9 protein-coding genes are annotated in these 16,754 nt (G+C 35.7%); 1 reads left to right on the top strand and 8 read right to left on the bottom strand.

Annotation, left to right across the window (positions count from 1 at the left end):
- Positions 1-63: 63 nt before the first annotated feature.
- From V4538_08160 to V4538_08130, 7 genes are all read right to left on the bottom strand, one after another.
- Positions 64-1,452 carry a hypothetical protein gene (locus V4538_08160; protein MES2381000.1) on the bottom strand — a complete coding sequence of 463 codons (1,389 nt, stop codon included), beginning with the start codon at positions 1,450-1,452 and terminating at the stop codon, positions 64-66.
- A gap of 27 nt (positions 1,453-1,479) precedes the next feature.
- Complete coding sequence (locus V4538_08155) at positions 1,480-2,607, bottom strand: glycosyltransferase (protein ID MES2380999.1); 1,128 nt, start codon at positions 2,605-2,607, stop codon at positions 1,480-1,482.
- Positions 2,600-3,562, bottom strand: a complete 963-nt coding sequence (locus V4538_08150; protein ID MES2380998.1) for a glycosyltransferase family 2 protein — start codon at positions 3,560-3,562, stop codon at positions 2,600-2,602. The genes V4538_08155 and V4538_08150 overlap by 8 nt, the downstream gene beginning before the upstream one ends.
- A 31-nt stretch (positions 3,563-3,593) precedes the next feature.
- A complete protein-coding gene (locus V4538_08145; protein ID MES2380997.1) occupies positions 3,594-4,148 on the bottom strand; it encodes a DUF4199 domain-containing protein in 555 nt (184 codons plus the stop codon).
- 1 nt (position 4,149) lies between these two features.
- On the bottom strand, positions 4,150-4,812 hold the full coding sequence (locus tag V4538_08140; GenBank protein ID MES2380996.1) for a hypothetical protein: 663 nt from the start codon (positions 4,810-4,812) through the stop codon (positions 4,150-4,152).
- Positions 4,813-4,819: 7 nt separating this feature from the next.
- Positions 4,820-6,103 (bottom strand): dihydroorotase, encoded by a 1,284-nt coding sequence (locus V4538_08135; protein ID MES2380995.1) that lies wholly within the window; start codon positions 6,101-6,103, stop codon positions 4,820-4,822.
- 164 nt (positions 6,104-6,267) lie between these two features.
- Positions 6,268-13,116, bottom strand: coding sequence for a T9SS type A sorting domain-containing protein (locus V4538_08130; protein MES2380994.1), 6,849 nt, complete (start codon positions 13,114-13,116; stop codon positions 6,268-6,270).
- A gap of 467 nt (positions 13,117-13,583) precedes the next feature.
- Between V4538_08130 and V4538_08125 the strand changes: the two genes are divergently transcribed.
- Positions 13,584-15,707 carry a S46 family peptidase gene (locus V4538_08125; GenBank protein ID MES2380993.1) on the top strand — a complete coding sequence of 708 codons (2,124 nt, stop codon included), beginning with the start codon at positions 13,584-13,586 and terminating at the stop codon, positions 15,705-15,707.
- Positions 15,708-15,779: 72 nt separating this feature from the next.
- Here the strand turns inward: V4538_08125 and V4538_08120 are convergent, their stop codons facing one another.
- The gene (locus tag V4538_08120) at positions 15,780-16,754 is read right to left on the bottom strand and encodes a deoxyhypusine synthase family protein (protein MES2380992.1); all 975 of its coding nucleotides are present in this window, start codon (positions 16,752-16,754) and stop codon (positions 15,780-15,782) included.

Below are 16,754 nucleotides of genomic sequence, written 5' to 3'. Positions count from 1 at the left end.
GTTCAAACTCTCCTTCGCTCAAACTGACAATTCAGATACCTTCCTTAAAAACGAATAGTCCTTTTAGTCTAAATACTTTTTTTCTATAATTCCTTTTTCACCGGGCTTGGGTGTCAGCTCTAACATATACAATAACCGTATGTTTTTTATAGGCTGTGCGCTATAAACATGCTTTAAATAATTAATGGTTGGTTCTCTTAACCAGTAGCTGCTGTTTAACATTAAAAACTCGCTGAACTTACGCCACCTGTCGTTTTTATAGGTAGCCAATACATTGGCAGGCTTATTATAATTTACAGGCAAACCTCCATTGTTTAAATCTATGGTATCGCCATTATTGGTTACTGCTTCGTATATATACCAACCATCTTCTTTAAACACACAAGGCGCAAACATACCCCAGTTTTGGTTTATACCTATAGCATAGGCATAAGGGGTAATTTTTGACGACAAGCCAAATTTAAAAAATGGCATGTAATTCATATTCCATAAAAACAAATAAACAGCCAGTATGCCTATTATTATATTTTTACGATAGGAACTTTTATAAATACTGGGGAAGGAATAATCTTTTATATTCAGGTATTGAAAAAAGTTGCCCGGCAGCAGCGGAATAAGCGCTACTATGTTAACCAGAAAAAACAAGCCTACAAATAGCGTAGAGGCTATAGCCAATTGAAACAGCACTAAAATAACTATACCCACCATGCGCATCTTTTTGTTCTTATACGGAATAAAAAAAAGCATGGGTACTATAAATTCTACTAATGATGTTAAGCGGGTTGCAAATTGCAATGCTGTTGGATAGTTTAACAAATATTTGGCCAAAGGCCATTGCATAAAGTCAAGGTTAAAGGCATAGTATAAAGCGGTTCCATCAAACCACCATTCGTTTTCGCCTTTCATGGTAACGGAAACAAAATACACCAGCATTACCTGAAACATAAAAAGCATAGCCGCCAAAGTATAACTCACCCTTACTTTTGTTTTGCTTACTGCCCAAACGGCATTTAAAGGTAAAAACAAACTAAAAAAAAGCAGGCATCGTAACAAATCATCGCCCCCTTGCAGTATGTAAGGATTGCGCATGTGCAGGCTTATGTAAAACAACAAGCAGAGTGTTTGTACTATTTTGGTTTTATAGCCTAGTGTAAATAAAACAACGCATAGTAAATGTATACCAAAACACAACGATACGAACGGAAGGCTATCGACCAGCGAGTAAATAGGTAAGTAATAAAAGGTACTTAAATGTTGTTTTAAAAGGCTTACAGGTAAAACACCTGTTGCTGTATAAAAGGCTTCTATATCGGCTAACCTTATACAAATGTCAAGCAACATGGTAAAGCCTAATGCTATGCGAAACAGAGCAAATGCCCGCAAATCAAACTGAAATGCTTTGAGGTATTTTGAGGGAAGATTGCGTAGTATTTGCCGTAGTTTTTGTAGCATATAAATTCATTCAATGCTACAAAAAAATCACAGAGATAACAATTGTTCGGTTAAATATTTCCAAGTAAACTTTTGTTTTTCTATTTCAATGTTTGCCCTGAATTGTTCTTCTTTTTGCTCCGTATAAAACCCATGCAAAGCATTGGCTATAATATTTGAATCGCGCGGTACTACATAACCTACTACTTCATGTGGAACCAGCTCTGCCAGACCTCCCACATCGGTTACCAGCATGGGTTTGTTATAATAATAGGCTATTTGGGTAACGCCACTCTGGGTAGCGTTTAAATAGGTTTGCACTACTATATCGGCTGCCGAAAAATAAACGCCTACTTGTTGATTGGGAATAAAATCGGTGCGTAAAATTACATCGTCTTCTAATCCTAAATTTTTTATCTGGTTCAAATAGGGTTCGCTGTTTTCGTAAAACTCACCTGCTACTATTAATTTTATATTGGGTACTATTTGTTTCAGCTCTTTTAAGCTATCGAGCAATAAGCTCAAGCCTTTGTATTTTCTTATAAACCCAAAAAACAACAGGTAATTATAGTTTACATCTAAACCCAATTGTTGTTTGGCTGCTGTTTTATCCAGCAAGGGCCCAAACATATCGTACATGGGATGTGCCACATAGGTTTTGGGCTTGCCATTGGTAAACAAATCTACATGGGTTGAAACCTCTCTGCTCATGGCTAAAAAACCATCGCAGGCATCAATAAAATATTGGGTAAAAGCGGTATCGAAAAACTGTTGCTCGTGCGGAATTATATTATCGGTTATGGCAATAATTTTTGTTTTGCCGTTGGATTTAATAATACGGGCAATAGTACCCAAAGCGGGTGCCATAAAGCTCATCCAATACCTGATAATAACTAAGTCGTACTGTTTGTTTTTTAATTTATTACCTACGCTTAACCAGTTAAACGGGTTAATGGAATTAATAATGGGTAATATGGTTATATCCGTTGGCTGTGCATCGTCACTCAATTGTGTTTTGCCGGGAAATAAAATTTCAGGATATTGTAAAGAGAAACTGGCTATTTCGCATTCGTGCCCTTCGTTTAAAAACTCCCTGCACAAACGTTCATCGTAGGTAGCCAAGCCCCCTCTTAAAGGCCAGGCCGGACCAATAATTAAAACTTTTTTTTTAGTCATTATACCCTAAAGTTTTGGTTATACCATATTGGTTCCTGTCTGATGAATTGCGGCTGATAAGCTCGCCAATAAATCCGGCTAAAAACAATTGTACGCCAATAATAGCTGCTACAAGGGCTATATAAAACAAAGGTTGATCGGTTATATTGCGGCCATACGGCCAGTTTTGTATAGCGTAATATATTTTTTGGAATACTAAAAAGGCGGTAACACCAAAACCAAAAAGAAATGACAGGGTACCTAATACACCAAAAAAGTGCATGGGCTTTTTGCCAAACTTGGAAACAAAAAATATGGTTAATAAATCTAAAAAGCCATTGATAAATCTTTCTAAACCAAACTTGGTAGTTCCGTATTTCCGGGCTCTGTGCTCTACTACTTTCTCCCCTATTTTTCTATACCCGTTCCATTTGGCCAGTACCGGTATGTAGCGATGCATTTCGTTATATACTTCAATGGCTTTTACTACTTCCAGCTTATATGATTTTAAGCCACAGTTAAAGTCGTTCAACTTAATGCCACTCATGCGTTGGGTAGCCCAGTTAAATATTTTGGTAGGAATGGTTTTAGAAATAGGGTCGTAACGCTTTTTTTTCCAACCGCTTACTAAGTCGTAGTTTTCTTCTACAATCATGCGGTATAGCTCAGGTATTTCATCCGGGCTATCCTGCATATCGGCATCCATGGTAATAACTACAGTGCCAACAGCTTTGTGAAATGCTACATTCAGCGCAGCTGATTTACCATAATTGCGTCTGAATTTTATGCCTTTTATGTTTGTGTTTATTTGTGCATGTTGCTCCACTACTGCCCAACTATTATCGGTACTGCCATCGTCAACCAAAATAATTTCGTAGCTAAATTGGTTTGCTAACATTACACGCTCAATCCAAGCCAATAATTCTGGCAACGATTCTTCTTCATTTAAAAATGGTATAACTACCGAAATATTTATTTCTTTCATTAATTAATCGTCTGTAATTTAATTATTGTTCAAGCTGATTGTACGCCTCATCCGGATTCACTTTTTGAACAAAAATGCCTGTAATTAAAAGGACTATAAAACCTATAATAAAAGTGCCGAAAAATGAAGTAACAGCTAATGCTGATGGAGAGCTGAAAATATCAGCCATTTTTTTACCCATCGCTATTTGCTCCTCACTTGCCCCATTCTCTATCATTTGGCGCTTGGCTAACTCCATGGATGCTTTGATACCATCCGCATCAATAAAGGCTGAAAATATATAAGTCCATACTGCCATTACTGCAGAGGCTAATAACAATATAAGTGAACCTGTTGCCAAGGCTTTACCATAACTGATGTAGCCTCCTAATTGCTCGTTACGCCTGCTTCGTAAGCTGATGAATAATACGGCAAACGATATGGCCATATTAATAATAAAAACAATCCACTTAATTTTATCCTGTTCAACAGATGCTATAAACAACAACAATTGAAAACCTATAAACGATAATGCATAAGCAATGGCATACTTTATTACCAGTTGCCAATGGGTTGATTGTGTTGTGTCCTGTATCATGTTAAATTTGATTATTAAAAGCTAAAAGCGAAGCTAATACACTTTGTTCAAACAAATTGGTTTTTGATTTATATTGTTCTAACATTCGGGTATCGGCCGGTGTTTGGAAAAACATAACCATTGGCACTAAAAATTCTTTGATAGCTGAATCATCGGCCAGTTTTGTTTTTAATGCAATTAAGTCATCAACCTCTGCTTCTTCCAAGTCATTTTCGATAAGCGGTTCGTAAATTTTAAACTCGTCCTGGAATTCATCCATATCGGTTAACAGGAACTCATTTAAAAAATCATCTAATGATATTTCAGCATCGGTATCGGTAGCCTCATTGATGTATAAAAACACATTCAATAACTCTGTTCCCCTGTTTACTGTTTGCTCTTCAATATCCAGCCACTCGTCACTGTCAAAATATTCTTCGTCATGCTCTATAGCTGATAAGAAATGAACCAACACTAAGTCGAAAATTACATCTTCCAACTCTGCGTAACCTGCTTTGCCAATTAATGCATCTAAACTTTTTAACTTGCTGGAAAAATCATCGCTTGATAAAAAAATGTCCTTACATTCATTATAGATGCTTTTTAACTCTTTACCCGCAGCATAAGTTGACAGTAATGATTCTAAAGCGCTTAAAACTAATTTTGATTGATGTTCTATGATCATAATAAATTTATAGGATAGTTAATTTTTGTTTATTGAAAACAGCCAATACTTTTCCGGTTAACTCTTTATTGAAAACAAATGAGTTTTTTGATTTGGATTGGTTGCTGGTGCTATTAAATAACCAGGTTGTTTGTGTATTGAAAATAACAAACTCTGCCTGTGCACCTTTTTCAAAAGCAGGCACTGCTTTATTAATAATTTTTCGGGGGTTGATACTTAGTTTTTCAATAAGTATGGTTAAGTCTAAATTTTTAGGAGCATTGGCCAATAATAATGGTAAGGCTGTTTGCAGCATAATCATTCCTTCGCTGGCATACTCAAACTCCACTTCTTTCAGTTCTAAATTTTGTGGTAAATGGTCGGTAACAATTGCATCAATAGTACCATCCAGTAAACCGTTCCATAAAGCCTTCCTGTCATCACGGCCACGCAAAGGCGGATTGAGTTTCAGGTTGGCATTGTACTGCATTAAATCTTCATCAATATAACACAAGTTGGCTACTGCCACATCACAGGTTACGGGTATTCCTTTTGCTTTTGCTCTTTTTATAATTTCAACTGAACCTTTGCTTGATATGTGCGAAAAATGAATAGGTGCATTACAATATTTAGCCAATTCAATATCGCGTTTTACAGCCATTTCTTCGGCTATAGCCGGAATGCCTTTTAAGCCTAAAACAACGCTTGTTTTACCTTCGTGCATTCTGCCTGCGGTACTTAAACTCAAATCTTCGGCATGTATAAATAATTTAGCACCAAATATCTGGCTGTATTGCAAAGCGCGCATCATTAAGCCACTTTCTTTAATGGCATGGTTGGCATCGCTGAAACCAACAGCTCCGGCCAAATGCATATCGTACATTTCGCTTAACTGCTCTCCCTGCATTTTATGGCTTAAAGTACCGTATGGTAATACCTCGGCAGCTAATTTATTTGACTGGTTAACAATATATTCTACCTGTGCTTTGTTGGTTGTGGTGGGTTCACTGTCAGGCAATACGCAAACGGTAGTAAAACCGCCTGCAATAGCCGTTTTGGCTAAAGTTTCCAGTGTTTCCTTTTGCTCATTACCGGGGTCGGTTCCGTGTGAACGCAAATCAACAAAGGAAGGGGCTATAATGGCTTTTTGGGCATCAAATACCAGTTGTTTTTTCGATGTTTTATCAAACACCTTTTTACTGCTCAACACAATAGTTTCAATCTGATTATCAACTATTAAAATATCGCAAACTTTGCTATTAAAAGGGCTTGCAGGGAAGCAAACAGTGGCATTTAGTATAAGAGTTTCCATTATTGTTGAAAGCTTGGCGAAAGTATGTAATTATGATGTATTATCAAACTATTTGCATGGGTAATGCTTTTTTACAGGGTTTACAGCTTAAGAAGTGCCAGAATTACGTGCATAAAAAAAGCTGCCCCTTTCGGGGCAGCTTCTCTTTTATTTTAAACTAAAAATTAGTTTTTAACGATTCTGAATACTTGAGTTCCAGTATTAGTGATAACACGTAATAAGTAGATACCTTGATTCAATTGTTCGATATTTTGAACAGAGATAGCGTTAGTTCCTTTATCAACGTTTAAGTTTTGAGTTCCTAAAACTTTACCACTTAAATCCATTAACTCCGCTTTAGCCGTTCCGCTGTTAGCTGCATTTATGTTAATGCTTAAGTTATTGGTAAATGGATTTGGAGCAACAACTACTTCTTCATTAATAGAACCATCAGCTCTTAATTCAATTGTTTTTGAATATTCGTAGCTACCATCATTGTCAACAGTTCTTAATCTGTAGAATATTGAAGCAGATTGTTTTGCTAATAAAGCAGCACCTCTGTCAACAAAATCGTAAGAAACTAAGCTAGTTGAGTTACCTGCAGCTTTTACTTTACCTGCCTCAACAAATTTGATAGCATCTAATGAGCGCTCAACAACAAATTGGTTAGCGTTTAATTCACTTGCAGTTATCCATTTCAATTTAGCATCGTTAGCATTTAAGCTGCCGTTAAACTGAGTAATTTTAACCGGTAATGGATTAGAGTTATCAAAACCTGTAAATTGAGAGAAGTCTGTGTAACCGCTTCCAGATAAAATACATCTTGTAGTATCAACCACACTTGCATAGTCTAAACCTGCAACCCAAGTGCTTGAAGCATTTTTCTTAGCTAATTTTAAATCGGTTTTAGCAAAGAAAGCATTGTTACTGAACATTGTTCCAAACCATTGGTTTTTATAGTATATGTTAACGTTGTATAAGTAAGTACCGGTAGGTACTGAAATATCTGTGTAGAAATACATTAAACCTGGAGTACCTGAACCTGGATTAAAAGGTAGTTTTCCACTATATTGACGAACAGCAATAGAAGCAGGAGGAGTTGTAAATGCATCCCAAGTGATAGAAGCTACTGTATCATTACCAAAAGTAAATAACTGAGTAGTACCGGCAGCAGGAGTTGCAGGAGTTGCAACAGCTCTAGGAGGTAAAGCAGTTGGAGTTACTTCAAATGCACCTAAATCAGGAGCACCTTCAACAATAGTTGCAGGGCGAACTGCATTGTTTTTATCAGTAGTAACCTCAGCTAAGTGAATACCACGACCATTAATTGCCCATACTGCAGTATCTGCCGCATTTGGAACTAAATTAGTAGTTGAAGTATATGGAGCACGGTAACTGATTGAGTTACGTTCAAAGCCAGCAGCAGCAGCTCTAAATCCATCTAATGTATAGCCAGTTCCCGCATAGATTGGAGTACTGCTACCTGTAGATGTAATTAAGTTATAGTTAGAGTTTGCAGTAGCAATACTTGGTAATGAAGTCCAATATAAACTGTATGAACCTGTTCCAGAGAAAATGTTATTTCTGAATCTAATATCAGTTAAACCTGAGTTAGAGATATAGAAATATCCACCACCCATATTGTAACTATTTTGGTAGAAATCAATATTTGAAGTGGTAGCATTACCCCAATAGTAATATAATGTACCAGCGCTGGCAATACTGTTGTTAGCAACTAAACCTCTTGCAGCAACTGTATTTGCACGGTAGTAGTTATACCAGTAGGTAGTTATACCCGAAGCAAAGTTTGCTCTGTTATTAGTAAATGTAAAAGCTGAATCATTGTAATACCAGTATGTATAACCTGTAGTAGTAGCTGTAGGGCTTGATAAGTTAAATGTATTATTATCAATCTTAGTATAGTTTGTATAATACAAGTAATAGAATGGTGAGTAGTATGAACTATCAAAAGTATTACCTGCAAAATAAGTTCTACTAGGACGTGCAGTGCTTACACCATTATAGTATACTCCATAATACGAACCAGCGAATGAATTATTAACATAAGCCATACCTGTACCACTTACGTTATTTGCATATAAAGCAGCAGTTGTATAGAAATATAAATAGTAGTAAGGCACTCTTACTTTACAGCTACTCAATGTATCGTAAGAAGCATAACCATTTACGTTTACACCATAAGCACTAACAGTAGTACCTGCTTGAATAATGCTTATTTTGTTTACTTTATAGTAGTTACCTGTAAAACTTAATACATAATTATTACCACTAGTAGAGTTCCAAGTTAATTTTACCGAATCAACATGGTTAGCTAATGAAGTAAATGTAACTGTATTGGTAGCAGAAAGACCAGGAGCAGCAACTAAGTTAATTGACTCATTGTAAGTTCCGGTTTTAACATTGAAAGTAACAGGACCATCAACTCCACGTAATTGTAATGCAGTATTAGCTGCAGTAAACGAAGTATAATCAGAAGCAGTTGCACCAATGGTGTAAGTTCCATTTAATGGTGTAGCTACCGTAGAAGTCATGGTATCATTACCTCTGTTAGGGTCAGTAGTTGAGTTAGGGTTAGAAGTAAATACTTTTAAAGTATACTGAACATTACCTACAACGGTAAAAGGAGTAGGAATACTTACGCTTGATGTATCACAAGCATTTAAAGTACCAAACCATGTTGTTGAAGTCGGAGCTCCACCATTTACAGAGTATGATAAATCAAATGAATAAACAGGATTAAGACCTACGTTTCTAACTCTTGCAACAACATAAGTTGAACCAGAAGCTACCGGGAAAACAGGGCTTAGTATTGCATCAACAGCAATATCATCAGAAGCACCACCGGCAAATTCATAGGCTCCTATATCCGGAGGAGAATTTCTTACGGTTCCGTCAACGTCAGTAGTAATATTAGGGTTAGTAACACCTTTTCCGCCACAACCATTAGTTATAGCTAAGTTAGTAGTGCTTACAAATGGCGAAGTAGTTTTGTAGAATGATGAATCACCACCTGCAGTAGTAGTATTATAGTTAGCAGCAGTATAAGTAGTACCTCTGTATAATAAGTTAGTATTAGCAGCATTCATGTAAGTATTGTAGTTAATTGTATTTCCACCCGGATTTACAGCACAATACAATGCTAAACCTGAACCTGAAGCATTTCTATTAGCTAAAATATTATTTTTAATATTTACGTTACTGGTAGTACCTGAATAATATAAAGCTGAGTAGGTAGCCGATGTAGTAGCAGCATCCTGAACAAATGTATTGTTAAATACTTCTGTTACTCCTGATGCCATATATACATAAGCACCGTAACCTGTAGTTGAGCGGGTATTACGTGATACGTTATTGTACATACGTAAAGTACCTGAACCATTAATAGGATAGTAAACATATAAACCAGAGGTGAAACCATTGTAAATTTTATTTCCAATAATTTGAGTTGGCGTAGTTCCACTGTTTTGGTTATAGTAGAAATAAATACCGTAACCTGAGGTAGAAACAGTTGACATGGTTACTGTGTTATTTAATACATCAATAGCATTGTAGATATAATAGATATACATACCCATGTAATAAGCATTATTAATGGTATTGTTTCTTATTTTTAATCCACGTACATACAATGGAGAAGCAGTACAGCAGTTGTATGCATTGATACCGTAATAACCACCATTAATAACATTACTATCAATTAATACAGAGTCAGCTGAGAATGTAGCTTGTCCGTATCCATCAGCACTACCCGTAAGATTGATAGCATAACTTGTATTGCTACTCACATTCGGTAAGTTAATGATGTTGTTTTTAATAGCACAACCTGTACCTTCATAACCCGTAGTAGTACTTAAAATAGCAATAGCTGTTCCATTACCTGAAACAGTGTTATTGATAGTAAAGTTACGGAAAGTTACATAATTACATTTGTTCAACAATACTGTTGATGCAGCTGAAGATGAAGATGTAAGGATACAAGAAGCAGCACTTACACCATCAAAAACGATATTATTGATAGCCGAAGCTCCTATAACACCACCTCTGATATTAATTTTACCTGTATAAGTACCGGCAGCAACTGTAATATAAACCGGACCAACTATACCAGCTTGTAAAGCTGTATCAGCAGCACCAAACGATCTAAAGTTAGTAGCACTTGAAGGCAAAGCAGGGTTAATGGTAAAATTACCACTTAATGGAGCTAAATAAGTTACTGAAATAGTATCATTTGTTCTATTTGGATCAGTTGATGAGTTAGGAGAATCAGTAAATACTTTAATAGCATTTGATGCACCTAAAGTAATTTGATTTGAACTTGTAAATGAAACAGATGCAGTATCGCAAGTATTTAAAGTACCCGACCAAAATTGAGTAACAGGAGTACCACTATTTAATGTATAAGAAGCATTAAAATTATAAACAGTTGCATTACCTACGTTACGTACTCTGAATACCAAATCCTGGCTACCTAATGTTACTGGAGCAACCGGAGTTAATAAAGCATCAAGAGCTAAGTCGTTTGCAGTACCACCAGTAAACTCATAAGCACCCGGATCAGGTAATGTATTTCTGGTATTACCCACTAAATCTAAAGGAATATTAGGCATGTTAACACCTTTTCCTATACAACCATTCACCAAATTAAAGTTAGTTGTACTTACAAATGGATTTGAAGTAGAATAGTATGAGCTATCACCACCTGCTGTAGCTGTTCTATAACTAGTAGTATTATAAAGAGAACCTCTGTATAATAAATTAGTATTAGCCGCATTGTGGTAAATATTATAGTTAATGGTATTTCCTGATGGATTAACACCACAATATAAACCTAAACCAGCACTAGAAGTATTTCTATTAGCTAAAACATTGTTTTTAATGTTTACGTTAGTAGTAGTACCTGAATAATACAAAGCAGAATAAGTATTGCTTGAAGCTGCTGCATTTTGAATAAATGTGTTATGGTAAATTTCAGTTATACCGGTTCCCATATATACATAAACAGGATAAGCAGTAGCAGTAGCTGTAGTTAAGTTAGTTACTAAGTTGTTATACACTTTTAAAGTAGTACTTGCATTAGAAACCGGATAGTAAATATACATACCATAGTAGTAACCATTATATACTTTATTACCTATAATTTGTGTTGGTATTGAACTACTGTTTTGGTTATAGTAATAGTAAATACCATAACTTGAAGTAGAAGTAGGAAGCATTGTTACTGTATTGTTTAATACATCTATAGCATTATAAATATAATATAAATACATACCCATGTAAAAAACATTGTTAATGGTATTACCTCTTATTTTCATACCACGTACATATAATGAAGAAGCAGTACAGCAGTTGTATGCACTGATACCGTAGTAACCTCCATTAATTGTGTTGCTATCAATTATAATTGAATCGGCAGAGAATGTAGCTTGTCCATGACCATTAGCAGTACCTGTAATACTGATTGCATAACTTGTATTAGTACCTACGTTTGGTAAATTAATAATATTACCAATTAACTGGCAACCTGTACCTTCATAACCAGTAGTAGTACTTACAATAGCAACAGCTGTACCAGCACCTGAAACAGTATTAGCAATAGTAAAGTTACGGAAAGTTACATATCTACATTTGTTAAGTAATAAAGTAGACCCTCCAGAAGTTGAAGAAGTAATAATACGGGTAGCAGGGTTAACACCATCAAATACTACGTTATTGGTAGCACTCACATTCAACATATTTTGTGGAACTGTTAACTGACCAGTATAAGTACCGGCAGCAACTGTGAATGTTACAGGGCCACTCACACCTAAATTTGTTAAATCAGAAAATGCTGCCGCAAATGTGGTATAGTTTCTTGCACCTGAACCACCAATAGTATAAGCACCACTTAATGGATTAGCCACTAAACGGCCTCTTCCCGGCATTGAAACTGAAGGAGTAATAGTAGAAGAAGCAAGAACAGCACTTGTCCATGAAGCATTAACAGTATCACTGGCTGTTGAAGCTAAATCGTAAACTAACCAAAACCAAGCCGTATCGCCCACACATAAACCCGCTAAATCTTTTAACGATCGTGAACCGGTAATAGTAAAAGCACCACTTGGAGAAGTTGCAGTACCAAATAAATTGGCAGTTGAAAATACTTTATTAGCACCTGTGTAATATAATTTAGCAGCAGTAATGCCCGCAACGTTTAAAGTATTAGCAGTATTGAAATCAAATTGAGTAGCTAATAAACCTGCTGTATCATAAGCAGCAGTAGCAATACCTAAACTTAAAATTTGTTGATTAGGAATACCGGCAGAAGCTCCGGCTGTAGTTGGTTGAAATGCTCTAGAACCAACATAGCTTTGAGTAGTATTATAACGTACAATAGAAATATCATCAACTAATACATCATTCCAGTAATCAGAAGCACAATTAATCAATACATAATTAGTTGCACCTACAAAAGAAGCAGGGATATTAAATCTCATTAAATACCATCCTACAGAAGGTACTGATGGTGCAGATGCTGTGAAACAAGGCATTGCCGGTGAAATTGCAGTTGCACCAGATAAGCTGTTTGTTGTATTCACATACACAGTAATAGGAGAACCCGCATAAGCAGTATATGCATTATGGCGATACACCCAGAAAGAAACAGTTACAGAGTCGCTCGCAGCTCTGCTACTTAAACTAAAAGATGGAGAAACTAAAGCAGCATTGTTTCCGGTGTTGTAAGCATAACCATTAAACCAAGCAGCTTGAGTACCCGATTTAGCAGTCATTACTCCACTTGTTCCAACATAAACGTAACTAGATGCTGTAGCATTTTGCCATTGAGCACCACTACCACTCGTTAATAAAGAAGTCCAGCCGGAAGGCATAGTAGTAGAACCAGTCTCAAAATTTTGAGTTGCTAAAACCGTAGTACAGGTCTGTGCACTGATATTGCTCCATGAAACCAAGTTCACTGCAATGGCTAACAGCCAAATAAAAGGGTTAAAGACTTTGTTTTTGTAGTTGTTTTTCATACATTCTTTTGATTTATTTTGTTTGATTTTTGTGAATTTTGTTATTGCTATTTATCCGTTTTATTTAGCATAAAAAAGCAGCCTCTTCTACATTTAATCCAGATTATTGTTTATTTAATAACTTAAAATTTACTAAAAATTAAGAAAAATGAGTAGCGGTAAGGAGTAGCACCTTGTCATTTTATTTACGGCTGTCAAAAATTTTACAATAAAAACTTTCAGAAAACTCAAATTTTAATACTTATTTGTCACGAGTTAAACTTACAAATATTTAACTGTCAAAACATTATACAATAGTGCGTATTTTAAAAAAATTGGACTTATTAAAAACACAACAAAAAGCAAGGGGGGTAAAAGCTTGTTACAATACCTTCAAGAAAAATGTCGCATTATTTCCATTATTACATAAACCAATATTTATATATTATGCTTAACAAATAATTTATATTGCCTGCCTTTTATACGTTATGAAAAAATATATTGTAGTTGTACTAACCCTTGCTATTATTGGGATTAGCCAAAGCTTTAAAGCTGACGAAGGCATGTTTCCTTTATCTGAAATTAAAAAAATTGATCTTAAAAAGATTGGATTAAAAATAAAACCAATTGAATTGTATAACCCTAATGGTATTAGCATAATGGATGCTATAGTACGTGTTGGCGGATGTACAGGAAGTTTTGTAAGTAACGATGGTTTAATAGTAACCAACCACCACTGTGCATTTAGCTTTGTTGCTGCTATTAGTGATACCGCACATGATTATATAAAAAATGGCTATTTAGCTAAAACAAAAAATGAAGAAGCGCAGGCAAAAGGACTGGTATGCAAAATTACAGCCAGCTACGAAGATGTATCGGGCAAAATACTGCAAGGTACACAAAGCACCAGCGATGCGGCTGAACGCTTAAAAATAATTGCCAATAATATAAAAACTGTAACCGAGGCTGAAAACAAAGCCAACCAAGGATTGAGCTGTGAAATATCGGAAATGTTTACCGGCAGGACTTATGTTTTATTCAGGTACAAGTTATTAAAAGATGTACGACTGGTTTATGTACCGGCACGTAGTATTGGTGAATACGGAGGAGAAAAAGACAATTGGGTTTGGCCTCGCCACAGTGGCGACTTTGCTTTTTTAAGAGCTTATGTAGCTCCTGACGGAAGTGCGGCTGATTATAGCCCCAACAATATACCTTATAAACCAGCTAAGTATTTACCCATTAACCCTAAAGGTGTAAATGAAAATGATTTTGTTTTTATACTGGGTTACCCCGGCAGAACTTACCGCCACCAACCTGCTGCATTTTATAAATACCACGAACAATACATGCTCCAATACATCAGCAATATTTACGATTGGCAAATAAATGAAATGGAAAAATTGGGTAAAGGCAATAAAGCATTAGAAATAAAATATGCTACACGTATAAAACAATTAGCCAATACAACTAAAAATTTCAAAGGAAAATTACAAGGTTTTAAACGTGTTAAATTAACAGATAAAAAATATGCTGATGAAAAATTGTTGCAAGATTTTCTATCAAAAGATGAAACCTTAAAGGCTACCTACAGCCAGGTTATTCCACGTATCAATGTATTATATGATGATATTATTAAATATGCTCCACGTAACTTATGGTACGATCAAATTTATAGTATAGCCCCTATCCTATCAGTTGCTGCGGCCGTTGATAATTATAAAGTAGCTTTTCAAAATTTAAAAACCGATGCAGAAAGGACTGAATTTAAACTAAAGCAAGGTGTTAAACTAAAACAATTACTCAATACTACATTCTACAAATACGATGAAACTTTTGAGCGCGTAGCCATAGCAAAAATGGCGGACGATGCCGCAGCATTTAATAAAGAAAATACGGTTAAAGCAATAGGTAGTTTAGGCGATATAAATGTACTCTATAATACCACTATTTTTAAAGATGCCAAAGCTATTGACAAGCTTGCCAATGAAGATATTGAAAAACTGTTTGCCCTTAACGACCCATTATTAAACTTTGCACATGAGTTAAATACTGAAATAAATTATTTTGATGAAGAGGATAAAAAAAGAGACGCGGAGTTAAATTTATTGATGGCAAAATATGTAGATGCCAAAACGGTATATCAAAACAAAAGCTTTGTACCGGATGCCAACTCAACACTGCGTTTTACTTACGGTTATGTAAAAGGTTATAGCCCTAACGATGCAGAATACCATGCACCTTTTACTTCGTTAAGCGGAATTATACAAAAAGAAGATGGTGTGGATTATGAATTACTACCTGTTATTAAAGAGTTATATGCAGCCAAAGATTATGGCGATTTATTGAAACCAAGCATTAATGATTTGCCTATTAATTTTTTATATAATTTAGATACTACAGGTGGTAACAGCGGTAGCCCTGTTATGAACGCAAAAGGCGAACTGGTAGGTGTAAACTTTGACAGGGCTTACACAGCTACTATAAATGATTATGCCTGGAACGAAAGCTATAGCAGAAGTGTAGCTGTTGATATTCGCTACGTTTTATGGATACTGCAAAAAGTAGCCAAAGCCGATAATCTGGTAAATGAATTAACCAGTAAGAAATAATAATAAGACATAAAATAAAAAGCCCTGCATGAAAACATGCAGGGCTTTTTTATGTATAGATAAGTTTTAATCTTACCAACCCAATATCCAGGCAAACATAAGCGGTGCCACAATAGTAGCATCACTTTCTACTATAAACTTAGGTGTATGAATATCTAATTTACCCCAAGTAATTTTTTCGTTTGGTACAGCTCCTGAATACGAACCATAACTGGTTGTTGAATCGCTGATTTGGCAGAAATAACTCCAAAACGGAATGTTTTCCATCTCCATATCTTGGTATAACATTGGTACTACGCAAATAGGAAAATCACCGGCAATACCGCCACCTATCTGAAAGAAACCAATTCCTTTTCCTTCGCTGTTTTTCACATACCAGTCAGCTAACCAAGCCATGTATTCAATACCTGACTTCATTGTAGTGGCTTTTATTTCATTTTTAATAACGTATGAAGCAAAAATATTTCCCATTGTTGAGTCTTCCCAACCCGGAACTACCATTGGCAAATTACGTTCAGCAGCAGCTAACATCCACGAGTTTTTAGGATCAATTTCGTAGTATTGTTTTAACTCGCCACTTAACAATATTTTATACATGTATTCATGCGGAAAAAAGCGTTCGCCTGCTGTATCTGCATCTTTCCAAATTTTATAAATATGTTTTTGTAATCTGCGGAAAGCTTCCTCTTCAGGAATACAAGTATCGGTTACACGGTTGTAATGGTTTTCTAATAAATCCCATTCATCCTGCGGACTTAAATCACGGTAATTAGGTACGCGTTTGTAATGACTATGAGCTACCAGATTCATAATATCCTCTTCTAAGTTTGCACCTGTACAGCTAATAATATCAACTTTACCCTGGCGAATCATTTCAGCTAATGATTTACCTAACTCAGCGGTACTCATAGCACCTGCTAATGTTACCATCATTTTACCACCTTCGGTAAGGTGTGTTTCATAACCTTTAGCAGCATCAACTAAAGCGGCTGCATTAAAGTGTTTATAATGTGTTTCAATGAAATTTGAAATAGGTCCTTTGCTCAT

Source organism: Bacteroidota bacterium, assembly GCA_040388375.1.
GTDB lineage: Bacteria > Bacteroidota > Bacteroidia > UKL13-3 > UKL13-3 > JAAFJM01.
This window is presented reverse-complemented; position numbering and strand designations above follow the sequence as displayed.